The organism is Pseudomonas mosselii, assembly GCF_005796105.1.
Lineage (GTDB): Bacteria > Pseudomonadota > Gammaproteobacteria > Pseudomonadales > Pseudomonadaceae > Aquipseudomonas > Aquipseudomonas mosselii_C.
Window position 1 is genome coordinate 798,003 of record NZ_VAUO01000001.1, and the last position, 21,199, is coordinate 819,201.

A 21,199-nucleotide genomic window follows, 5' to 3' on the forward strand; every position below is an offset into this window, starting at 1 on the left:
CTCAGCCTCGGGGAATGGGCATGGACGGTGGCAGGCCGCCACGGCATTTGAGCACCCGCCACTGTGCCGGTTGCGTGTCGATGGCGATACGCAAGGCCGCTGGCGACGGGTTGTTGGCCGCGTGTTGCCCACGACAGGCGAAGGCCAGCGCAGCCCCACTCTCGGCAGCCACCTGCAAGCGACGCAGGGCGCGGTCGTTCGCCCGCTGCGGCCAGCACAGCACCGCCGCGCAACTGCCCGAACGCAGGCATTGTTCGGCGGCCCATAGTGTATCTGCGGCGCTGGCATCGACCTGGGCCAGCCAACGCAGGTCTACCCCTGCTGCCTGCCAGGCCGGTGCGTAGGGGATGAACGGCGGCGCCACCAGAACCACGCGCTGGCCCGCCGTGGTGAGCCGCGCCAGGGTTGGCCACAGCAACTGCAACTCGCCAGCACCGGGGCTGGTCAAAAGCAGCTCGCTCAATGCCGCTGCTGGCCAGCCACCGTCAGGCAGGCGTTCGTCCAACAGCGGGTGGCCGCTCGGTTGCAAACCCCGGGGGCGGGCCTGGACTTGCCGCCCACGCCAGACCTGGCGCTGGTCGAGCAGGCGGTCGAGTTCGACTACCGCGCCCATCAGTCACGCCTCAGCAGGCCGCAGAACACGCCTTCGATGAAAAACTCGCGTTCAGGACCGACGTCGATGGGTTGGTAGTGGGGATTGCGTGGTAGCAGCCGGTAGCCTTCGCGAGTGCGTTGCAGGCGCTTGATGGTGACCTCGCCGTCGAGCCTGGCGACCACGATCTGGCCATCGCGGGCCTCGCCTTGCTGGCGGATGCCGACCAGGTCGCCGTCGAAGATGCCGTCGTCGACCATCGAGTCGCCGCGCACCTTGAGCAGATAGTCAGGCGTGCGGCGGAACAGGCTGGGATCGAGCAGCAGTTGCTCGTGGATGCCCAGGTCAGGGCCGATGGGCGCACCGGCCGCCACTTGGCCAAGCACCGGCAGTTCGAGGATTTCGGGCCTGCGCAAAGGCTCGGCCAGGCGGATACCGCGTGCCTGATTCGGGGTGACGTCGATGTAGCCCGCCTGACACAGGGCCGTGATGTGTTTGCGCGCCACGCTGCGCGAAGCGAAACCGAAGCGCTCGGCGATATCGGCCAGCGACGGTGGCTGGCCTTGATCGGTGATGCGCTCGCGGATGAACGCCAGGATGGCGCGGCGTTTGGGAGATAAAATGTCCATGGAGCACATTTGTACTCTTTTCGGCGTACACTGAACAGCCCCCTTCGTCGCCAGCCTCGGCTATGATGGCTGCTGAATTGTTTCTCCCGCCAGGATGCCCAATGCTTACCGCCTTGCTGTTCGACCTCGACGGAACCCTCACGGACACCGACACCCTTCATCTGCAAGCTTTCCGCAAGCTGCTGCATGACTACGACGGGCGCGGACTGACCCAGGCACAGTTCAATACCCAGGTCAGCGGCCGCTCCAACGGTTTGCTGTTCGCCGAGTTGTTTCCGCAAGCCGACGCCCAGCAACGCCAGGCCCTGGCCGAGCGTAAGGAAGCACTGTTTCGCGAGCTGTCACCCACGCTCAAGCCTTTACCCGGCCTTCTGCGCCTGCTGGAGCATGCCCGTCAGCACGCGATCGGCACGTGCGTGGTCACCAACGCACCACGCCTGAATGCCGAGCACATGCTCGGTGCCATGGGCATCGAGGCGTGCTTCGAGCATGTGCTGGTCGCTGATGAACTGGCGCGGCCCAAGCCTGACCCGCTGCCCTACCTCACCGGCCTGCAACGCCTGAAGGCCGAGGCCGCACAGGCCCTGGCATTCGAAGACTCTCTGCCGGGCGTGCAAGCTGCCAGCGGCGCAGGGATTTTTACCGTGGGGCTGGCCACCACCCAATCAGCCGAACGCTTGCACGGTGCAGGGGCGCAACTGGTCATAGAGGACTTCGACGACCCACGGCTGTGGGCCTTGATCGAGGGCATGTCATCCTGAGTGCGACGACCGCTCAGGATCAGCGCCGCTTGTAGCTCTTGTTACCAGAGGGCGTCAGGCAATACACCCCGCCCCGGGGGCCGGTGCAATAGTTGCCGCTGCCACAGCCACACCCGCCCTCACTGGCACGTAACGGCTGGATGTTCGAACGCCCAGCGAATACGGCGCTGCAGCTTTTTTTCGAAGCGCTGATCGACCCGTCGTTGCACAAAAAGGTGTCGCCGTCGCATCCGGCAATCCCGCCCTTGCGACCGGAACACGGGGTATTGGCCGCCTGGGCTGAGGATATGGCAAGGCACAGCGCGAGCAACGGCAGGCTCAGCCAGCGCATCGGGGCAAGGTTCATCGGGCACGGCTCCTTGTGACAAGTGGCTCAATGCTATCACTCTGATGCGGGTCAAGGGCGATACCCTGGGCATCCAGTAATTTGCGAAGCTTCCTACAGCGGTGTCGGAGGCGGCCTGCTTTTTACCGCCCCCTTCAGCCCGCCATCATCGGACCTGGATGTCGTAGCCCAACCATGAGGCCCTGCCATGCCCAGACACGCCCGCCCTATCGCCGCCTTACGCACTACCCTGCGCCAACTGCTGGCCCATGACATCAGCAACCCCGACGACAACCCGAACCTGTCGGGAGTACGCTTTTTCTGCGCAACCGACGAGCCGACCCGCATGCTCATCGAGCAAGTCGAGCTACAGGCCAGCGCCGTACTGTTCGACGCCAGAGGACGTGCCATCGAATGCCACATGCGCGAGGCGGCCATCGAGGGCGTACGGATTCGTCAGAAACCCAACAGCGCCGAAAACGAAACCGTGATTCGCATCGCCTTGCCAGAAAAAGGCTACATCACCATCAGTACTGCGCGTCTCTGAGGCCTGCGTGACAGATGGACTTGCGGCCCTGCGCTCGACACGTGAAGCTTGCAGACTCCAGCGCTCCCGGATTCGCTCATGGAACTGCACATACGCCTCGAAGGCCGCAAAGGCCTTGCCAACCAGCTCTATCAGCAATTGCGCGCCGGTATCGACAGTGGCCACCTGGCCGCCGGTACCCAATTGCCCCCGACTCGCCTGCTCGCCGAGCAACTGGGCGTCTCGCGCAAGACCGTAGCCGAAGCCTATTCACGCCTGACCTACGAAAACCTGCTCAGCGGCGTGGTAGGACGTGGCACCTTCATTACCCCGCGTCGCCCCGTGCACGCCGAGGAGCCTCAAGCCATTGCACTGGCCGCCGCTGACAGCCTCAAGCGCTGGCAGCAGCGCGCCACGGTGTTGGGTCGTCGCGCCCTGGACGCCCCCTCGCGCTACGATTTTATTGGCGGCGCTTCAAGCAAGGCTCAGTTCCCCTTCGACCAGTGGCGCACATGCCTGCTCTATGGCCTGCGCCGCAGCCAGCGCCACCCCGACCGCCATTTCGCCCCCCAAGGCCTGCTCGAACTGCGCGAGGCCATCGCCCACCACATTGCCTACGCGCGCGGAGTGCACTGCACAGCCAGCGATGTATTGGTGTGCAACGGCGCCCAGCAGGCTTTGGACTTGATCGCCCGGGTGCTGGTCGAGCCCGGCTGCAAGGTGGCCATGGAAGACCCCGGCTACCCACCGGCACGCCAGCTGTTCCTGGCCCTTGGGGCACACCTGCAGTCGGTACCGGTGGACGCCGAAGGGCTGTGCGTGGAACAGATCGAAGCGGGCACCCGGCTGATCTATGTCACTCCCTCGCACCAGTTCCCCCTGGGCATGCCCATGAGCACGCCACGCCGCCAGGCCCTATTGGCGCGGGCCGCCGAGCTGGGCGCGCTAGTGATCGAAGACGACTACGACTGCGAGTTCCGTTATGCAGGCCCTGCGGCCGAGGCCTTGCAGCGCCTGGACCGGCACGGCCTGGTGGCCTACGTCGGCACGTTCTCCAAGACCCTGCTGCCCGAGCTGCGCCTGGGCTACGCGGTGTTGCCACCGGCAGTGATGCCTGCGGCCTGCGTGGCCAAGCACTTGACCGACTGGCACAGCCCAAGCGTGCAACAGTGGGCGCTGGCGCGATTCATCGCCGAAGGCCATCTGAATCGGCATATCCGCCGCTGCCACGAGGTCTACAGCGCGCGGCGCGAGCGTATCCTGGCGCGCCTGACGGGTGACCTGGCACCTTGGTTCGACGCCGTGCCAGCCAGCGCCGGTTTTCACCTGAGCGCACTGGCCAGGCCTGGGGTGGATGTGGAGCTTTTGATCAACCTGGCGCGCAAGGTCGAGGTCGGGCTTTACTCACTGGCGCCGTTCTTCAGCCACGCGCCGGTGCGCCCTGGCTTGCTGCTGGGCTTCGGCGCCATCGAGCTGCTGGACATCGACCCGGCGCTGGACCGGGTCGCCGATACCTTGCAGCGCCTCAGTTGACCGCTGCGAGGTTGATCGCCCGCCGATAACCGTCCGGGGCGAAACGCACGGTGACCAGCAGCATGGCCAACACCGTGCAGGCCAGCAGGGTCCAGGAGGCTTGGAAATCACCGCTGACATCGCGCAACCAACCGGTGATGTAAGGCACGATGCCGGTGATGATGAACCCTACCCCCTGTACGAAGGCCGCCAGGCTTCCAGCCTCGGCGGGGCTGCGCACATGTTCGAGGGTCAAGGTCAGGCTGAGGCTGAAGCAAGCCCCCAGACCCAAGCCGATCATCGCCACCCAAAGCCCCATGGCGCTGGTCGGTGCCAGTAGCAGGCCGGTGAAGCCACACAACTGGACCAGCAGTGCCAGCCACAGGCCGGGCCGTCGGTCCAGCCGCTTGCGCAGCAGCAGCGGCAGCCCCACAGCCCCCGCCACTTGGAAGATGGTCATCAGGCCCACCATCTGGCCGCCGCCCTGGGCAGTGCCGCCGTGCTCCATGTGATAGGCCGGTAGCCAGGCCACCATGCTGGTGTAGCCGCCGTTAATCAGTCCGAAGTACAGCGCCAGCAACCACGCCCGGCGATTGCCGAACCAGCGCCCGCCCGATGCGCTGGCCAGGCCAGGTGCAGGCTGGCGAGGTCGCCAGGCGATCCAAGCCAGCAGGGCCAACAGCGCGGGTAATGCCCACACCCCAAGCCCTACCTGCCAGAGTCCGGCCCGCGCGGTGATCGCCGGGCCCAGCACCGCCGCCAGTCCGCCGCCGCTCATCAAGGCCGCCGAATACAGGCCCATCGCGGCGGCCAGCCGGCCCGGGAACCAACGATTGACCAAGCCCGGCATCATGCCCTGCACCACCGCGACCCCAAGGCCGGCCAGCACTGCACTGGCAATCAAAGCCCAGGCGCTATCCAGTTGTAGGCGCCACACACAGGCCAGGGCAATTGCGCACAGCCCGGCAAGCATACCGGCGTGTTCGCTGAGCCAGCGCCGTAGCCAAGGCTGCAACAGCGGCACCAAGCCCATGCACAACACCGGCAACGCTGTCAGCAGTGCTGCCTGCTGGTAGCCAAGGCCGGTGCTCTGGCGCATCGGTTCGAGTAGCGGGCCGATACTGGTGAGGATCGGCCGCAGGTTGATTGCCAGCAGCATCACCAGCAACAGGTTCAACGCCGCACTCATGCTTGGCTGGCCTGCTGCCACTCACGGTACAAGCCGTCTTCACCGACGGGCTTGAGCGCCCGCAGGGTCAGGCTCTGCTGTTGCGGCGGGCGGGCCATCTGCGCATACACGGCAGCGGTGGACAAGCCATAGGGTTCGCCTTCGCTGTTGTCGTAGGCGAACCAGGCGCGCTCGATGCCGCACAGGTGCATAGCGGCCAGGCACATTGGACACGGATGGCCGCTGGCGTAGATCTCGGCACCGTCCAGGCGTGGCCGACCCAGCACCTGAGCAGCCTGACGGATGGCTTGCAGCTCGGCGTGGGCGGTCGGGTCCTGGGTGCTGTGGATCTGGTTGACGGCGCGGGCGATCACTTGCCCCTGATACACCAGCACGGCGCCAAACGGCCGACCTCCGGCATGGATGTTGGCGCGGGCAAGGTCGAGGGCTTGGCGCATGAATGCTTCTTGGGACATGAGTCGGGTACTCGGTAAAAGACCCGGCCATTATCCCGACTGCACCGCCTGGGCAGAAATGAAGAGATTGGATGCCTCCCAGTGGCCACCTGAATACGCCATTGGCCTCCTGGCAAAGCGCAGGATTGGCTATTCGGCCTGGGCCGCGCTGCCGCTAAGGTAGCGCCATCCCTGAACCTGTCGGAGAGATGCCATGCACGAGCGTATCGAATGGGCCAAGCACGCCCCTGAAGCCTACAAGGCGATGATCGGCCTTGAGCAGGCCTTGTTGGCCTCGGGCCTTGAGCACTCGCTGCTCGAACTGGTGCGCCTGCGCGCCTCGCAGATCAACGGCTGTGCCTACTGCATAAACCTGCACGCCAACGATGCGCGCAAGGCCGGCGAAACCGAGGCGCGCCTGCAAACCCTGAGCGTGTGGCGCGAGACCCGCTACTTCAGTGCGCGCGAGTGCGCAGCCCTGGCCTGGTTGGAGAGCCTCACCCGCCTGCCTGAGCGTGGCGCACCGCAACCTGAGTACGCCGCAGTGCTTGAGCATTTCACCGAGAAAGAGGCCGTCAACCTGACCCTGGCGATTGCCACCATCAATGCCTGGAACCGGTTTGGCGTGGGCTTTGCGATGGTGCCCGCCTGACGCAGGCGTTGCGCGCATCAAGCACGCGGGATTACTTCAGCGGCCTGCGCCACACCGCTGCGGCCACATCCACAGGCTTGGGCAACAGCTTGTTGTCGAGGAACAACTGCGCCGTCTGCTGCTGGGCCGCGACGATCTCGTCGCTCACCAGCAGCACCGGCGATGCCGGACGGTGGCTGAAGCTGCGCTGCACCACCGCCTCGGGCAAGCCCATGAACGCCGCCAGGGTGCGAATGCTGCCGGCCTCGTCGCTACGGGTGAGCGCTTCGGCGCGGCTGATTTCATCCAGCAGTTGCACCACGAACTGCGGGTTGGCCTGCACGTAAGGGCGCGCGCCGAGCATGAAAGGCCCGATCAGGCCAAGCCCCTGCCCGTCCGCCAGCAGGCGCGCCTTGCCCTCCAAATCGATGGCCGAATAGAACGGGTCCCAGATCGCCCAGGCATCCACGCTGCCGCGCTCGAACGCCGCCCTGGCATCGGCCGGGGCCAGATACACCGGCTGCACATCGCGGATGCTCAAGCCAGCCTTGGCCAGCGCCCGCAGCACCAGGTTGTGGGCACTGGAACCCTTCTGCAGAGCAATGCGCTTGCCTTTGAGCGCAGCAACCGTGGTGATCGGGCTGCTCTTGGGCACCAGAATCACTTCCGCCTGGGGCTTGGGCGGTTCGGCGCCGATGTACAACAGGTCGGCCCCCGCTGCCTGGGCGAAGATCGGCGGGATATCGCCGGTCGAGCCGATGTCCAGGCTACCGATGTTCAAGGCTTCAAGCATCTGCGGGCCGGCAGGGAACTCAATCCACTCAACCCGCGTGTTGGCGAAACGCTGTTCCAGCAAGCGGTGCTGCTTGGCCAGCACCAGGCTGATCGAGCCTTTCTGGTAGCCGATGCGCAGGCTGGCCGGGTCGGCCGCCTGGACGCTGCCGGCGAGCACCGCCAGCAACAGCGCGGTGAAGCGTATCAAGGCCATGACTTACTCCTTCCAGTCGGTCGAGGGTTTTTCCCAGAGGTTGATCCCACCCTCCACGGCATGCTGGTCGATTTCGGCCAGTTCCTCGGCGGTAAAAGTAAGGTTGTCCAAGGCCGCGACGTTCTCGATGATCTGCTCGGGCCGACTGGCACCGATCAGCGCCGAGGTCACCCGGCTGTCACGCAGAGTCCAGGCCAGGGCCAGCTGGGCCAAGCTTTGGCCGCGACGTCGGGCGATCTCGTTGAGTGCCCGAGCGCGCGCCAGGTTGGCCTCGCTCAAGTGCTCCGGCAGTAGCGAAGCACCCCCCGCACGGTTGACCCGGGCATCGGCCGGTATGCCGTCGAGGTACTTGTCGCTGAGCAGGCCCTGGGCCAAGGCGGTGAACACGATCACCCCGACACCGGCCTGCTCGGTGGTATCCAGCAGTGCGCCTTCGATCCAGCGGTTGAACAGGTTGTAGGACGGCTGGTGGATCAGCAGTGGCACCTTCAACTCATTCAGCAACGCCGCGATTTCCTGGGTCTTGCCCGCTGAGTACGAGGATATGCCGATGTACAACGCCTTGCCCTGGCGCACGATGTCGGCCAGGGCGATGGCGGTTTCTTCCAGTGGCGTGTCGGAGTCAAATCGGTGCGAGTAGAAGATATCGACGTAGTCCAAATCCAGGCGCTTGAGGCTCTGGTCGAGGCTGGCGTGCAGATACTTGCGCGAGCTGCCGCCCTGCCCGTACGGCCCTGGCCACATATCCCAGCCGGCCTTGCTGGAAATAATCAGCTCGTCGCGGTAGGCGCGCAGGTCTTCGCGCAGCAGGCGGCCGAAGTTGATCTCGGCGCTACCGTAGGGCGGCCCATAGTTGTTGGCCAGGTCGAAATGGTTGATGCCGACGTCGAAGGCGGTGCGCAGCAGAGCGCGCTGGGTGTCGATGGGGGTGGCGTCGCCGAAGTTGTGCCACAGGCCCAGCGACAGGGCCGGCAGCACCAGGCCGCTGCGGCCGACTCGGCGATAAGGCATGCGCGCGTAGCGCTCAGGGTTGGCAAGGTAGGTCATGGGTGCTCTCGTTCGAAGTGAGGATTGGCGGGACGGCGCAGGCCCAGGTGCTCACGCAGGGTGCGGCCCTGGTACTGGGTGCGGAACAGCCCACGGCGTTGCAGTTCGGGCACCACCAGCTCGGCGAAATCCTCCAGCCCTTGCGGCAGGTGCGGCACCAGGATGTTGAAACCATCGGCGGCGCGGCCTTCGAACCAGGCCTGCAACTGATCGGCGATCTGCGCCGGGGTGCCGACCAGGCTGAAGTGCCCGCGGCCACCGGCGATGCGTTGGCCCAGCTCGGCCAGGGTCAGGCGCTCGCTACCGGCCAACTCGGTCAGCAACTGCTGGCGGCTGCGCTGGCCGTCCTCGGTGGGTGGCAGTTCAGGCAGCGGGCCGTCCAGCGGGTAGCCGGACAGGTCGAAGTTGCCGAGCATGCGGCCCAGCAGCGCGACACCTACGCGCGGCTCCACCAGGCGTTGGAACTGCTCGGCCTTGTCCTGGGCTTGGGCCTCGGTGTGCCCGACAACCACGTACACACCGGGCATGATCTTCAGGTCATCCTCGCTGCGGCCATGGCGAGCCAGGCGGCCTTTGAGATCGGCGTAAAACGCCTGTGCAGCGGCCAGCGAGGGTTGTGCCGTGAACACCACTTCGGCGCTCTCGGCAGCCAGCTCCCGACCTGTCTCGGAGGAGCCGGCCTGCACCAGCACTGGTCGCCCCTGGGGCGAGCGCGCAACGTTCAGCGGTCCCTTGACCCGAAAATGCTCGCCGGCATGTTCCAGTGCACGCACAGCATCGGGCCGATGGAACTGTCCGTCGACCTTGTCGCGCAGGAAGGCGTCGTCGGCCCAGCTGTCCCACAGCCCTTGTACCACCTGCTGGAACTCTCGGGCGCGGGCATAGCGCTGAGCATGCGCGATATGCCCGTCGCGGCCAAAGTTGCCGGCCTCGGCGGCGGCGTCGGAGGTCACCAGGTTCCAACCCGCACGCCCGCCCGACAGATGATCGAGTGAGGCGAACTTGCGTGCCACGTGGTACGGCTCGTTGTAGCTGGTGGTGGCGGTGGCGATCAGGCCGATGCGCTCGGTCACCGCGCTCAGCGCCGACAACAAGGTGAGCGGTTCGAAGTACACCGAGCGGGCGCTGTGGCTGGCCAGGGCATCGCTGGGAGCGGCGACGCTGTCGGCGACGAACAAGGCATCGAAGCACGCGTTCTCGGCGATCTGCGCCGCGCGGCGGTAGGTGGCGAAGTCCAGCGGATCGGCCGGCACGTCCGGGTGGCGCCAGGCGGCGACGTGGTGCCCGGTGGCCATGAGGAAGGCACCGAGGCTGAGTTGGCGAGTGGCCATGATTGCTCCCAGGTAATGTGAGGCGGTCAGGGGCCTGTCGCGAGCGGGTGATGGCTGCGCGACAGGGCTGCAAGCGTCAGAAATCCTTGCGCAGTTGCACGCCGAAGTAGCGCCCGTCATCGCGTGGCACTGCGCGGTAGATGTAGTCGCCACCACTGGCCAGCATCTGCGCATACGACTTGTCGCCCAGGTTCTTGCCCAGCAGTGCTACACGCCAGCCGTCGTTGTAGTCGGCCAGGGCGATGCTGGCGTTCCAGATGCCGTAGGCGCCCTGCACGGTGTCGGGGTTCTGGTCGAGGCTGAACTGCACAGCGTCCTGCCAGTTGAAGTCGCTGGACAGCTCCAGGTCCAGGCCGTTATCCAGCGCGATGCTGTAGTCGGCGCGTACGTAGCTTTTCCAGTCCGGGGTGAACGGCAGGCGGCCACCGTCGATGTCGCAGTTGGCGGCAGCGCCGGCTGGGCAGTTGAAGTGGTCAACCCGCGCCTTGGTATAGGCCAGCGCCGCCGACAGCTTGAGCTGGCGGGTGGCCTGGAAGCTGGCGTCCAGCTCAACGCCCTGGGTCTTGACCTTGCCGGCGTTGACCAGACGGGTCACCACCTGGTTGGCCACGGTGTCGAAGAAGTTGGCCTGGTAGTTGTCGTAGTCGGTGTGGAACAGCGCAAGGTTGGCCACCAGGCGGTTGTCCAGAGCGGTGCTCTTGAGGCCGATCTCGTAGGCATCGGAGGTCTCTGGCTTGAGCGCGCCAGTGTCACGCGGCTGCATGTTGAAGAACACGTTGTAGGCCGGGCCTTTGTAGCCACGTGAATAGGTGACGTAACCGGTGAGGTTATCGTTGAAGTCGTATTGCAGGCCGGTGCGACCGCTCCAGCCGTCTTCATCCACCGCCCCCGAGCTTGCCGTCGATGGCTGGATACCGGTGACCGCCGTGGCCGAGGTCGAGACTCGGCGGTGGTCGTACTCCAGGTCGTCGTGGGTCCAGCGCAGGCCGAAGATCGCGCGAAAATCGTCGGTGAAGTTGAAGGTGTTCTCGCCGAACAGCGCCACGCTGTCATTGGTGGTGGAGTAGTCAGCACGGCCGTTGTTGGACACACCGCCGTTGACCGACAGGCGCTGGTACACCTCGTTGGAGGTGCCGTGCATATAGAAAGCGCCGAGCACGTATTCGTTGAACTGCCCCTTGGGCGAGGTCAGGCGAAACTCCTGGCTGTATTGGTCGTAGTCCAACGTGCCCTTGTCATGCGAGGCTGTGACGGGCAGCAGCGCACGGCGGTCGCCATCCTGGTACTGGGTGTTGTCCCAGCCGCGCCAGGCGCTGATCGAGGTCAGGGTGTAGTCGCCCAGTTGCCAGTCCAGTTGCGCCGACAAGCCTTGGTTCTCATCGATCACGTGGGTCTTGTAGTCGCTGCTGATATCGCGGTTGTGCGCACTCGGCACGACCGCGCCAAGCTGGTTGGTGAAAGCGGTGCTGGCCTTGGTCACCACACCGCTGGGCAGGGTGTCCTCGCCTTTCATGTAGTCGGCGATCAAGGTCAGGCGCAGGTCTTCGCTGGGCTCGAACTCCAGCTTGCCGCGCACGCCCTTGCGCGCATAGCCGTTGACGTCATGGCCGTTGGCGAGGTTCTCGACATTGCCGTCGTAATCACCCCATAGCGTGCTCAACGAGCCCTTGAACTGTTCGCTCAAGCGACCGCCGATACCGAAGCGCAGGCGGTTTTCATCGCCGCCGCCAAAGTGCGAGTAGTCCACATAGCCGTGGGTCTGCTCGGGGATGGCCTTGCTGACCACATTAAGCACGCCAGCCGAGGCGTTCTTGCCGAACAGCGTGCCCTGCGGGCCACGCAACACTTCGATGCGCTCCAGATCCAGCAGGTCGAGGGTGGACTGGCCGGGACGGCCGAACACCACGCCGTCCACCACCGTAGCTACGGTCGGCTCGACGCCGGGCGATGTGGAGATGGTGCCCACGCCTCGAATGAAGAGCGACGTGTCCTTGTTCGAGGCGCCGGCGCGGTAGTTGAGGGTAGGCACTTGCTGGACGATGCTGGCGACATTGTTGCGGTTGTCGCGCTCCAGTTGCTCGCCCTCGACCACCGACACGGCCACCGGCACTTTCTGCAACGGTGCCTCGCGGCGTGTGGCAGTGACCGTGACCGCCTCCAGGGCGGCAGGCTCCTCGGTGTGCTCAGGCTGCGCCGCCTGGGCGCCCTGCCCCATGGCGGCCAGCAATACAGCGGTGGCCAACGGCCCACGACGAAGGTTCGGAGAAGACGGAGTACGGCTTTTGTGCATGATGCTTACTGCCCTGAAAGACCAGACGATTAGGGAGGCTGTGGTTGTCTGGTCTCGCTCGTGCGAGTGGCAGGCGCTTGCCGACAGCAGCGCTTGGTAGCGCTAACACGGTGAAGTATCAGGGGGCCTTTTTTGCAGGTCAAATACTAAAAAATGCGATTTATATGCTTTTTTGGTATTTATGAAGTAGCTGCAAGTTAGCGCTAACATCGCGCTTTCATGGTCAACAATGATCTTGTGGGAACGGGTTCACCCGCGAACAACGGCGCAGCCGGTGCCATGTACCGCGTTGCCTGCTTCGCGGTGGTCCGGCACTCCGGTGAACCCGCGCCCACAGGATCGTTGTTGGCCCATCATGCTCTGATGACAGGAGACGCGTTGTGAGCGCACCCCGCGATACCCCACGCAAACGCCGCGGCGCCGGGCGCGTCACTCTTGCCGAAGTGGCCCGTGTGGCCGAGGTTTCGGCGATCAGCGTGTCGCGCTATTTCAACCAGCCCGAGCAGGTCTCCGGGCCGCTGCGCGAGCGTATCCAGGCGGCGGTGCAGCAACTGGGCTACGTGCCCAACCTGGTGGCCGGAGGCCTGGCCTCGGCACGCGGGCGTATTGTCGGGATGGTCATCCCGAACATTTCCGGGCCAATCTTCGCCCAGACCATCCAGGCGTTCAGCGACACCTTGGGCCGGCATGGCTATCAGTTGTTGCTGGCCTCCAGCTACTTCAGCGAAGCCCAGGAAGAAAGCGCCGTGCGGGCCTTTCTGGGGTGGTCGCCGGCAGCCCTGGTAGTGACCAGCCATTTCCACAGCCCGGCCACCGAAAAGATGCTCGCCGACGCCGACGTACCGGTGGTGGAAATCTGGGACTATGTACCTGAGCGCACGCCGTTGCAGGTAGGTTTCCTGCACTTCGAGGTGGGGGTACAGGCCTGTCGCTATCTTCTGGACAAGGGGCATCGGCGGATTGCCTTCGTGCAAAACAGTGTCGCCGCCGACTACAGCGCACTGGAGCGACGCGACGGCTATGCGCACACCCTGCGCGCAGCCGGCCTTGAACCCTGGGTGTTCGTACCCTCAGCCGAGACCGCGCCTTTCGAAGCTGGGCGCCAGGCCATGGAGGCGCTGATCCGCCGCAGCCCAAGGCCCGATGCGATCATCTTCGCCAACGACAACCTTGCCGCTGGTGCCCTGCTGGCCGGGCAGCGCGCCGGGCTGCGCCTGCCCCAGGACATGGCGGTGATGGGCTTTGGCGACTACGCCTTCGCTGAAATGCTGCTGCCCAGCCTGACCACCTTGCGCCCGCCCTCGCGCGAGATCGGTGAGGTGGCGGCGATGCGCGTGCTGCAACATCTGGGGGTGGCGCCCTGTGACAACGAGGTGCCGCGCCTGAACCTGCTCAGATGTGAGCTGGTGGCCAGGGAAAGTGCCTGAACCTGCCTGCACGGGGGCGACCGGGAGGAACATAAAGGGAGACCCTGAAAAACCTCATGTCGGCAAGCGACCGTTCAGTGACGTCCATCATATGCCGCTATCGATACCAACCACGCTGATATCATTGCGCGTGATAATAACCTTCGCTGCGTTCGATTCGTGCGTCACGCGCAAGACACTCACACTCCGCCCACTATCAATACATTGGCGGAGTTCTCCATGGATCACTCACTCAAACCCTTGCGCTTTCCCCTCGCTGCCCTGGCAGTGGTGGTGCTCAGCGCATGCGGTCGTACCCCCGACGCCGTGCAGGCTCCCGCCGCGCCCAAGGTCAGTGTGGCCAAGGTCATCGAGCAGCCAATCAATGAATGGGACGAGTTCACCGGCCGCCTGGAAGCGCCGGAAACCGTCGAGGTACGTCCACGGGTCTCCGGCCAGATCGACCAAGTCGCGTTCACCGAAGGGGCTCGGGTAAAAAAAGGCGACCTGTTGTTCCAGATCGACCCGCGTCCGTTCCAGGCTGAAGTGCGCCGCCTCGAAGCGCAGCTGCAACAAGCCAAGGCCAGCGCCCAGCGCAGCGCCAACGAAGCCCGCCGTGGCGAACGCCTGCGTGACAGCAATGCGATCTCCGCCGAGCTTGCCGAGTCGCGCAGCAGCGCTGCCGCCGAAGCCCGCGCCGGGGTCGATGCGATCCAGGCCCAACTGGACCTGGCGCGCCTGAACCTGAGCTTCACCCGCGTGACTTCGCCCATCAGCGGCCGCGTCAGCCGCGCCCAGTTCACCGCCGGCAACATCGTCACCGCCGACGTCACCGCGCTGACCAGCGTGGTCTCTACCGACAAGGTCTACGCCTACTTCGACGCCGACGAGCGCGTGTACCTCAAGTACACCCAGCTGGCCCGCGAAGGCCAGCGCGGCCAGAGCACCCCGGTGTACCTGGGCCTGACCAACGAGACCGGCAACCCACACCTGGGCCAGATGAACTTCGTCGATAACCAGGTCAACCCACGCACCGGCACCATCCGTGGCCGCGCCGTGTTCGACAACCGCGACGGTCAGTTCACCCCAGGCCTGTACGCACGCCTGAAACTGGTCGGCAGCGCGCAATACGACGCGGTGCTGATCAACGACGAAGCGGTCGGCACCGACCTTGGCAAGAAGTTCGTGCTGGTGATGGACAAGGACAACAAGGCCAACTACCGCAACGTGGAGCTGGGGCCGAAGCTTGAAGGCCTGCGCATCGTGCGCAGTGGCTTGGCCAAGGAGGACCGCATCGTGGTCAAGGGCCTGCAACGGGTACGCCCGGGCTCGCAGGTCACCCCTGAAGAAACCCCGATGGCCAGCGAACAGACCCTCGCCGCCCTCGCCCAGCAGCGCCAGGCCCTCGAAGCCAGCAACCCGGCACCGAAGGTGGCGGGTGCCAATGTCAAAGTCGCCAGCGCCCAAGCGCCACGCGGTTAAGGGACAACACCGATGAACTTCTCGAAATTCTTCATTACCCGGCCAATCTTCGCCGCGGTGCTGTCGCTGGTGCTGCTGATCGCAGGTTCGATCTCGCTGTTCCAGCTGCCGATCAGCGAATACCCAGAAGTGGTGCCGCCGACCGTGGTGGTGCGTGCCAACTTCCCCGGCGCCAACCCCAAGGTGATCGGCGAGACGGTCGCCGCGCCCCTGGAGCAGGCGATCACCGGTGTCGAGAACATGCTGTACATGTCCTCGCAATCCACCGCCGACGGCAAACTGACGCTGACCATTACCTTTGCCCTGGGCACCGACCTGGACAACGCGCAGGTGCAAGTGCAGAACCGCGTCACCCGGACCCAGCCAAAACTGCCGGAAGAAGTGACCCGGATCGGTATAACCGTCGACAAGGCCTCGCCCGACCTGACCATGGTCGTGCACTTGACCTCGCCGGATAAACGCTACGACATGCTCTACCTCTCCAACTACGCCATCCTCAACATCAAGGATGAACTGGCGCGCCTGGGCGGCGTGGGTGATGTGCAACTGTTCGGCATGGGCGACTACTCGCTGCGCGTGTGGCTCGACCCGAACAAGACCGCCTCGCGTAACCTGACCGCCAGCGACGTGGTGGCGGCGATCCGCGAGCAGAACCGCCAGGTCGCGGCAGGCCAGTTGGGCGCCCCGCCCGCCCCTGGCAGCACCAGCTTCCAGCTGTCGATCAACACCCAAGGCCGCCTGGTCAACGAAGAAGAGTTCGAGAACATCATCATTCGTGCCGGGGCCGATGGCGAGATCACGCGCCTGAAGGACATCGCCCGGGTCGAACTCGGCTCCAGCCAGTACGCCTTACGCTCGCTGCTGAACAACCAGCCGGCGGTGGCCATTCCGATCTTCCAGCGCCCAGGCTCCAACGCCATCGATATCTCCGACGAAGTGCGCGCGAAGATGGCCGAGCTGAAGAAGGACTTCCCCGAGGGCATGGACTACAGCATCGTCTATGACCCGACTGTGTTCGTGCGCGGTTCCATCGAAGCGGTCGTGCACACCCTGTTCGAAGCGCTGGTGCTGGTGGTGCTGGTGGTGATCCTGTTCCTGCAAACCTGGCGCGCCTCGATCATTCCGCTAATGGCCGTACCAGTGTCGCTGATCGGCACCTTCGCGGTGATGCATCTGTTCGGCTTCTCGCTCAACGCACTGTCGTTGTTCGGCCTGGTGCTGGCCATCGGCATCGTGGTGGACGACGCCATCGTGGTGGTGGAGAACGTCGAGCGCAACATAGGCCTGGGGCTCAAGCCGCTTGAGGCCACGCAAAAGGCCATGAGCGAAGTGACCGGCCCGATCATCGCCACGGCCCTGGTGCTGTGCGCCGTGTTCGTGCCTGCCGCGTTCATCTCGGGCCTGACCGGGCAGTTCTACAAGCAGTTCGCCCTGACCATCGCGATTTCCACGGTGATCTCGGCGTTCAACTCGCTGACCCTGTCGCCCGCCCTGGCCGCCGTGCTGCTCAAGGAGCACCACGCGCCAAAGGACCGTTTCTCGCGCCTGCTGGAAAAGCTCCTGGGCGGCTGGCTGTTCGCGCCGTTCAACCGCTTCTTCGACCGCGCCAGCCACGGTTACGTCGGCGGCGTGCGCCGGGTCATCCGCTCCAGCGGCATCGCCCTGTTCGTCTATGCCGGCCTCATGGGCCTGACCTACCTGGGCTTTTCGTCCACCCCGACCGGTTTCGTGCCGGCCCAGGACAAGCAGTACCTGGTGGCCTTCGCCCAGTTGCCGGATGCGGCCAGCCTCGACCGCACCGAGGCGGTGATCAAGCGCATGAGCGAAATCGCCCTCAAGCAACCGGGCGTAGCCGACTCGGTGGCATTCCCGGGCCTGTCGATCAACGGTTTCACCAACAGCCCGAACAGCGGCATCGTGTTCACCCCGCTCAAGCCGTTCGATGAGCGCAAGGACCCAAGCCAGTCGGCGGCGGCCATCGCCGCGTCGCTCAATGCCCAGTTCGCCGATATCCAGGACGCCTACATCGCGATCTTCCCGCCACCACCGGTCCAAGGCCTGGGCACCATCGGCGGCTTCCGCCTGCAAATCGAGGACCGCGGCAACCTGGGCTACGAAGCGCTGTACAAGGAAACCCAGAACATCATTGCCAAGAGCCACAACGTACCGGAGCTGGCGGGGCTGTTCACCAGCTACCAGGTCAACGTGCCGCAGGTCGATGCCGCCATCGATCGCGAAAAAGCCAAGACCCACGGCGTAGCGATCACCGATATCTTCGACACCCTGCAGGTCTACCTGGGCTCGCTGTACACCAACGACTTCAACCGTTTTGGCCGGACCTACCAGGTCAACGTCCAGGCTGAGCAGCAGTTCCGCCTCGACGCCGAGCAGATCGGCCAGTTGAAAGTGCGCAACAACCTCGGTGAGATGATCCCGCTGGCGACCTTCCTCAAGGTCAGCGATACCTCCGGCCCTGACCGGGTGATGCACTACAACGGCTTCATCACCGCCGAAATCAATGGTGCGGCGGCACCGGGCTACAGCTCCGGCCAGGCCGAGGCGGCGATCGAGAAGCTGCTCAAGGAGGAGTTGCCCAATGGCATGACCTTCGAATGGACCGACCTGACCTACCAGCAGATTCTTTCGGGTAACACGGCACTGTTCGTCTTCCCACTGTGCGTGCTGCTGGCGTTCCTGGTGCTGGCAGCCCAGTACGAGAGCTGGAGCCTGCCGCTGGCGGTGATCCTGATCGTGCCAATGACCTTGCTGTCGGCCATCACCGGGGTGATCGTTTCCGGCGGCGACAACAACATCTTCACCCAGATCGGCCTGATCGTACTGGTGGGCCTGGCGTGCAAGAACGCGATCCTGATCGTCGAGTTCGCCAAGGATGAACAGGCCAAGGGCCTCGATCCCCTCGCGGCTGTCCTGGAAGCCTGCCGCCTGCGTCTGCGCCCGATCCTGATGACTTCGATTGCTTTCATCATGGGTGTGGTGCCGCTGGTGTTCAGCTCCGGCGCCGGTTCCGAGATGCGTCATGCCATGGGTGTGGCGGTGTTCTCGGGGATGATCGGGGTGACCGTGTTCGGTTTGTTCCTGACGCCGGTGTTCTTCTTCCTGATCCGCCGTTTCGTCGAGCGTCGCCAGGCCCGCAAGGCCGAACACGCACCGGCTTTGGAGAACCACGCATGAACCTGCTCAAACCCCTGACCCCGAGCCTGCTGGCGCTGGCCCTCGCGGCCTGCGCGGTGGGCCCGGACTATCACACCCCGGACACCGCACCAGCCAAGCTGGACAATGCCGAGCAAGCCCAGGTGTTCGACCGCAGCCGCTTCGAAAGCCTGTGGTGGAAGCAGTTCGACGACCCGGTGCTGAACCAGTTGGTGCAAGCATCGCTGGACGGCAACCGTGACCTGCGCGTGGCGTTCGCGCGACTGAAATCGGCGCGGGCAATCCGCGATGACGCCGCCAACGACCAGCTGCCGGTGGTCACCAGCCGCGCCAGCAGCGACCTGGGCAAGGGCCAGGTCCCCGGCCAGACCGAGCGACGGGTCAACAGCGAGCGTTACGACCTGGGCCTGGACATGGCCTGGGAGCTTGACCTGTTCGGCCGCATCCAGCGCCAGATCGAGGCCAGCGAAGCGCAGGAGGCGGCCGCTGCGGCCGACCTTGCGCAGTTGCAGGTGAGTCTGATCGCGGAACTGGTGGACGCTTATGGCCAACTGCGCGGCGCGCAGCAGCGCGAGCAGATCGCCTTGGCCAACCTCAAGACCCAGCAGCAGTCGCGGGACATCACCGTCACCCTGCGCGATACCGGGGTCGGTAACGAACTCGACGTGGTGCGCGCCGACGCCCGCCTGGCGGGTGTCGAGGCGACCGTGCCGCAGTTGCAAGCCGAACAGGTGCGCGCGAAGAACCGCATCGCCACCTTGCTCGGTGAGCGCCCGGATGCGCTGAGCGTGGACTTGTCGCCCAAGGCCCTGCCGGCAATCGCGAAGTCGTTGCCGGTGGGCGACCCTGGCGAGCTGCTGCGCCGCCGCCCGGACATCCGCAGCGCCGAACGCCAGTTGGCAGCAGCGACGGCGAACGTGGGTGTGGCCACGGCCGATTTGTTCCCACGGGTCAGCCTGAGTGGGTTCCTCGGTTTTACCGCCGCACGTGGCTCGCAGATCGGCTCATCGGCAGCCAATGCCTGGGCGCTGGGGCCTAGCATCACCTGGGCGGCGTTCGACCTGGGCAGTGTGCGGGCTCGCCTGCGTGGGGCCAAGGCCGATGCCGAAGGGGCACTGGCCAGCTATGAGCAGCATGTGCTGCTGGCGCTGGAGGAATCCTCGAATGCGTTCAGCGACTATGGCAAGCGGCAGCAGCGGCTGCTGGCGTTGATGCGTCAAAGCGAGGCTAGTCGCAAGGCAGCAGAACTGGCGTCGATCCGCTATCGCGAGGGAACCGTGGACTATCTGGTGTTGCTCGATGCCGAGCGCGAGCGCTTGAGCGCCGAGGATGCCCAGGCCCAAGGCGAAGTCGAGCTTTATAGCGGGATCGTTGCAATCTACAAGGCCCTTGGCGGGGGCTGGCAGCCTGCTGAGGTCGCCAGTTTGCGCTGATGCGCTTGGTTTGAATTGAAAGCTCCTTTGGTTGGAACCTCCCCCAACCGTTTGCCCCGATAGCCTTTGGTTATCGGGGCTTTTTTTTGGTTCTCGGGCGACTCGGCGATAGCAGCCAGCCTCCTGACAACCCTCGCGGCAAGGCTGCGAGCCAGGCTACCAGCAGCCGTGTGCAACAAGTAGCTACGAGACTCGGTTACCAAAAGTATTGATATGTAACAAAACATTCAGCCGGCTTTTGGTTTTAAATTGAACGACCATACAATAATAGCCATGCGCCATTATGCCTTCGTGACAGCGGCGCCCTCCTCCATTTCCACTTCCTACGAGGCCAGAAGGATGCTGACCAATGCGCCGCTTCGCCTGAAATTGCTGTTGATTCTCCTGTTTCCACTCCTGGGTTTTATAGCGCTGACCGCGGTCTATATTGGCGACAATTACCGCACGCTGCGCGACATGCAGGACACTGTCGTCACCAGCAGCAACGCCCAGTCGTTGAGCCAGCTCATTACGCTGCTGCAACGCGAACGCGGTGCCAGCGGTGTGTTCATCGGCAGCCGAGGTGCGACGATGGGCAATCGTCTGGCGCAAATGCGCAGCGAAAGCGACGTAGCCATCGACGTGGTGCGACGCCTGCCAACCGCTGACGACGCCGACATCGCCAACGTGCACAACACTCTCGAAACCCTCGCAACGCTGCGTGAGCAGGTCGACAAACTGGCCATCGACAGCACCGCCTCGGGCGCGCGCTACACCGAGATTATCAAGACCCTGGTCGGCTACACCCATTCCCTGGAAAACCGCGTCAGCAACACCGGGGTCGTGCACGCCCTCAACGCGTTGAACCAGTTCATCGAACTCAAAGAGCGCGCAGGTCGCGAGCGCGTGCTTCTCGGCCTTGCGTTCAACCAGGGTCACTTCGATGCTGCGCTGTTGTCGCGCTTTAGCCGTAACCTTGGCGAGTTCACCGCGTACGCCGAAAGCTTCCAGCGCAAGGCCCCCGCAGCGGTGCTCAGCCAGTACCAGCAAAGCCAGCAGACTCCGGCAGCGATAGAAGTCGGCAAGCTCCAACGCCTGGGCTTCGAACGGCCGCTGGGCGAGGCACTGGGGGTCAAGCCTGAGGCCTGGTTCGAAATCGCGACCCAGCGCATTGATCAAATGGGCGAGGTTGAACAGGCGCTGGCACAAAGCGTCGCTCGCCTAGCCAAGGATGCCCGTGGCGAAGCCAGTCAGGCGCTGTGGCTGACCATCGCTGGCGCCTTGCTGGCCCTGGCGATGGTCGCGCTGCTGTCATGGCTGATCATCGGCAGCATCGGCATGGCGGTCAAAGACATCAATGCCGCCCTCGACGGCCTGGCGCGCCGCGACCTGACCGCACGCACGGGTTACCGCAGCAAGGATGAGTTCGGCCAGATCGCTGAAAACCTCAACCGCATGGCCAACGAGCTGACC

17 protein-coding genes and 1 pseudogene are annotated in these 21,199 nt (G+C 64.7%); 9 read left to right on the forward strand and 9 right to left on the reverse strand.

Going from position 1 to position 21,199, the window contains the following annotated elements; genetic code table 11:
• Position 1: 1 nt before the first annotated feature.
• Complete coding sequence (gene imuA, locus FEM01_RS03515; protein WP_138217876.1) at positions 2-613, reverse strand: translesion DNA synthesis-associated protein ImuA; 612 nt, start codon at positions 611-613, stop codon at positions 2-4.
• Positions 613-1,230: a transcriptional repressor LexA gene (lexA, locus tag FEM01_RS03520; RefSeq protein WP_171030901.1), complete on the reverse strand. Its 618-nt coding sequence runs from the start codon at positions 1,228-1,230 to the stop codon at positions 613-615. Before lexA ends, imuA begins: the two co-directional genes overlap by 1 nt.
• Before the next feature lie 92 nt (positions 1,231-1,322).
• On the opposite strand from lexA, the gene FEM01_RS03525 reads away from it, so the two are divergent.
• Positions 1,323-1,982, forward strand: coding sequence for an HAD family hydrolase (locus FEM01_RS03525; protein WP_138217878.1), 660 nt, complete (start codon positions 1,323-1,325; stop codon positions 1,980-1,982).
• A gap of 19 nt (positions 1,983-2,001) precedes the next feature.
• On the opposite strand, the gene FEM01_RS03530 is transcribed toward FEM01_RS03525, so the two are convergent.
• Complete coding sequence (locus tag FEM01_RS03530; protein WP_138217879.1) at positions 2,002-2,328, reverse strand: hypothetical protein; 327 nt, start codon at positions 2,326-2,328, stop codon at positions 2,002-2,004.
• Between the two features lie 187 nt (positions 2,329-2,515).
• Here FEM01_RS03530 and FEM01_RS03535 point away from each other — a divergent pair, with 187 nt between their 5' ends.
• Together FEM01_RS03535 and FEM01_RS03540 are read left to right on the forward strand one after the other, a co-directional pair.
• Positions 2,516-2,854 (forward strand): hypothetical protein, encoded by a 339-nt coding sequence (locus tag FEM01_RS03535; RefSeq protein ID WP_138217880.1) that lies wholly within the window; start codon positions 2,516-2,518, stop codon positions 2,852-2,854.
• A gap of 78 nt (positions 2,855-2,932) precedes the next feature.
• Complete coding sequence (locus FEM01_RS03540) at positions 2,933-4,366, forward strand: PLP-dependent aminotransferase family protein (protein WP_138217881.1); 1,434 nt, start codon at positions 2,933-2,935, stop codon at positions 4,364-4,366.
• Here FEM01_RS03540 and FEM01_RS03545 read toward each other — a convergent pair.
• The gene (locus FEM01_RS03545) at positions 4,359-5,534 is read right to left on the reverse strand and encodes a cyanate transporter (protein WP_138217882.1); all 1,176 of its coding nucleotides are present in this window, start codon (positions 5,532-5,534) and stop codon (positions 4,359-4,361) included. The genes FEM01_RS03540 and FEM01_RS03545 overlap by 8 nt on opposite strands.
• Entirely contained in the window at positions 5,531-5,989 is a 459-nt protein-coding gene (locus FEM01_RS03550) for a nucleoside deaminase (RefSeq protein ID WP_138217883.1), read from the reverse strand. The genes FEM01_RS03545 and FEM01_RS03550 overlap by 4 nt, the downstream gene beginning before the upstream one ends.
• A 193-nt stretch (positions 5,990-6,182) precedes the next feature.
• Here FEM01_RS03550 and FEM01_RS03555 point away from each other — a divergent pair, with 193 nt between their 5' ends.
• Positions 6,183-6,620 carry a carboxymuconolactone decarboxylase family protein gene (locus FEM01_RS03555; RefSeq protein ID WP_138217884.1) on the forward strand — a complete coding sequence of 146 codons (438 nt, stop codon included), beginning with the start codon at positions 6,183-6,185 and terminating at the stop codon, positions 6,618-6,620.
• Between the two features lie 31 nt (positions 6,621-6,651).
• Here FEM01_RS03555 and FEM01_RS03560 read toward each other — a convergent pair whose 3' ends face one another.
• From FEM01_RS03560 to FEM01_RS03575, 4 genes are all read right to left on the reverse strand, one after another.
• On the reverse strand, positions 6,652-7,587 hold the full coding sequence (locus FEM01_RS03560) for an aliphatic sulfonate ABC transporter substrate-binding protein (RefSeq protein WP_138217885.1): 936 nt from the start codon (positions 7,585-7,587) through the stop codon (positions 6,652-6,654).
• A gap of 3 nt (positions 7,588-7,590) precedes the next feature.
• Positions 7,591-8,634: an L-glyceraldehyde 3-phosphate reductase gene (gene mgrA, locus FEM01_RS03565; protein WP_138217886.1), complete on the reverse strand. Its 1,044-nt coding sequence runs from the start codon at positions 8,632-8,634 to the stop codon at positions 7,591-7,593.
• Positions 8,631-9,965, reverse strand: coding sequence for an LLM class flavin-dependent oxidoreductase (locus FEM01_RS03570; RefSeq protein WP_138217887.1), 1,335 nt, complete (start codon positions 9,963-9,965; stop codon positions 8,631-8,633). Before FEM01_RS03570 ends, mgrA begins: the two co-directional genes overlap by 4 nt.
• A gap of 76 nt (positions 9,966-10,041) precedes the next feature.
• Positions 10,042-12,180 (reverse strand): TonB-dependent receptor, encoded by a 2,139-nt coding sequence (locus FEM01_RS03575; protein WP_240791722.1) that lies wholly within the window; start codon positions 12,178-12,180, stop codon positions 10,042-10,044.
• 455 nt (positions 12,181-12,635) lie between these two features.
• On the opposite strand from FEM01_RS03575, the gene FEM01_RS03580 reads away from it, so the two are divergent.
• From FEM01_RS03580 to FEM01_RS24615, 5 genes and pseudogenes are all read left to right on the forward strand, one after another.
• Positions 12,636-13,682, forward strand: a complete 1,047-nt coding sequence (locus tag FEM01_RS03580) for a LacI family DNA-binding transcriptional regulator (protein WP_138217889.1) — start codon at positions 12,636-12,638, stop codon at positions 13,680-13,682.
• 219 nt (positions 13,683-13,901) lie between these two features.
• The gene (gene mexE / locus FEM01_RS03585) at positions 13,902-15,143 is read left to right on the forward strand and encodes a multidrug efflux RND transporter periplasmic adaptor subunit MexE (RefSeq protein ID WP_138217890.1); all 1,242 of its coding nucleotides are present in this window, start codon (positions 13,902-13,904) and stop codon (positions 15,141-15,143) included.
• A 12-nt stretch (positions 15,144-15,155) separates the two neighbouring features.
• The gene (locus FEM01_RS03590) at positions 15,156-18,335 is read left to right on the forward strand and encodes an efflux RND transporter permease subunit (RefSeq protein WP_138217891.1); all 3,180 of its coding nucleotides are present in this window, start codon (positions 15,156-15,158) and stop codon (positions 18,333-18,335) included.
• Positions 18,332-19,747 carry an efflux transporter outer membrane subunit gene (locus FEM01_RS03595; RefSeq protein ID WP_138217892.1) on the forward strand — a complete coding sequence of 472 codons (1,416 nt, stop codon included), beginning with the start codon at positions 18,332-18,334 and terminating at the stop codon, positions 19,745-19,747. Before FEM01_RS03590 ends, FEM01_RS03595 begins: the two co-directional genes overlap by 4 nt.
• A gap of 456 nt (positions 19,748-20,203) precedes the next feature.
• Positions 20,204-21,187 (forward strand): annotated as a pseudogene (locus FEM01_RS24615) (nitrate- and nitrite sensing domain-containing protein); the annotation flags it as partial.
• Between the last annotated feature and the right edge of the window lie 12 nt (positions 21,188-21,199).

What these genes read in the sequence shown, in the direction of transcription:
- mexE (WP_138217890.1), top strand. Translation starts at nt 13,902, where the DNA reads ATGGATCACTCACTCAAACCCTTGCGCTTTCCCCTCGCTGCCCTGGCA.
- FEM01_RS03590 (WP_138217891.1), top strand. Translation starts at nt 15,156, where the DNA reads ATGAACTTCTCGAAATTCTTCATTACCCGGCCAATCTTCGCCGCGGTG.
- FEM01_RS03555 (WP_138217884.1), top strand. Translation starts at nt 6,183, where the DNA reads ATGCACGAGCGTATCGAATGGGCCAAGCACGCCCCTGAAGCCTACAAG.
- FEM01_RS03575 (WP_240791722.1), bottom strand. Translation starts at nt 12,180, where the DNA reads ATGGGGCAGGGCGCCCAGGCGGCGCAGCCTGAGCACACCGAGGAGCCT.
- FEM01_RS03550 (WP_138217883.1), bottom strand. Translation starts at nt 5,989, where the DNA reads ATGTCCCAAGAAGCATTCATGCGCCAAGCCCTCGACCTTGCCCGCGCC.
- FEM01_RS03530 (WP_138217879.1), bottom strand. Translation starts at nt 2,328, where the DNA reads ATGAACCTTGCCCCGATGCGCTGGCTGAGCCTGCCGTTGCTCGCGCTG.
- FEM01_RS03540 (WP_138217881.1), top strand. Translation starts at nt 2,933, where the DNA reads ATGGAACTGCACATACGCCTCGAAGGCCGCAAAGGCCTTGCCAACCAG.
- imuA (WP_138217876.1), bottom strand. Translation starts at nt 613, where the DNA reads ATGGGCGCGGTAGTCGAACTCGACCGCCTGCTCGACCAGCGCCAGGTC.
- FEM01_RS03560 (WP_138217885.1), bottom strand. Translation starts at nt 7,587, where the DNA reads ATGGCCTTGATACGCTTCACCGCGCTGTTGCTGGCGGTGCTCGCCGGC.
- lexA (WP_171030901.1), bottom strand. Translation starts at nt 1,230, where the DNA reads ATGTGCTCCATGGACATTTTATCTCCCAAACGCCGCGCCATCCTGGCG.
- FEM01_RS03525 (WP_138217878.1), top strand. Translation starts at nt 1,323, where the DNA reads ATGCTTACCGCCTTGCTGTTCGACCTCGACGGAACCCTCACGGACACC.
- FEM01_RS03535 (WP_138217880.1), top strand. Translation starts at nt 2,516, where the DNA reads ATGCCCAGACACGCCCGCCCTATCGCCGCCTTACGCACTACCCTGCGC.
- mgrA (WP_138217886.1), bottom strand. Translation starts at nt 8,634, where the DNA reads ATGACCTACCTTGCCAACCCTGAGCGCTACGCGCGCATGCCTTATCGC.
- FEM01_RS03595 (WP_138217892.1), top strand. Translation starts at nt 18,332, where the DNA reads ATGAACCTGCTCAAACCCCTGACCCCGAGCCTGCTGGCGCTGGCCCTC.
- FEM01_RS03545 (WP_138217882.1), bottom strand. Translation starts at nt 5,534, where the DNA reads ATGAGTGCGGCGTTGAACCTGTTGCTGGTGATGCTGCTGGCAATCAAC.
- FEM01_RS03570 (WP_138217887.1), bottom strand. Translation starts at nt 9,965, where the DNA reads ATGGCCACTCGCCAACTCAGCCTCGGTGCCTTCCTCATGGCCACCGGG.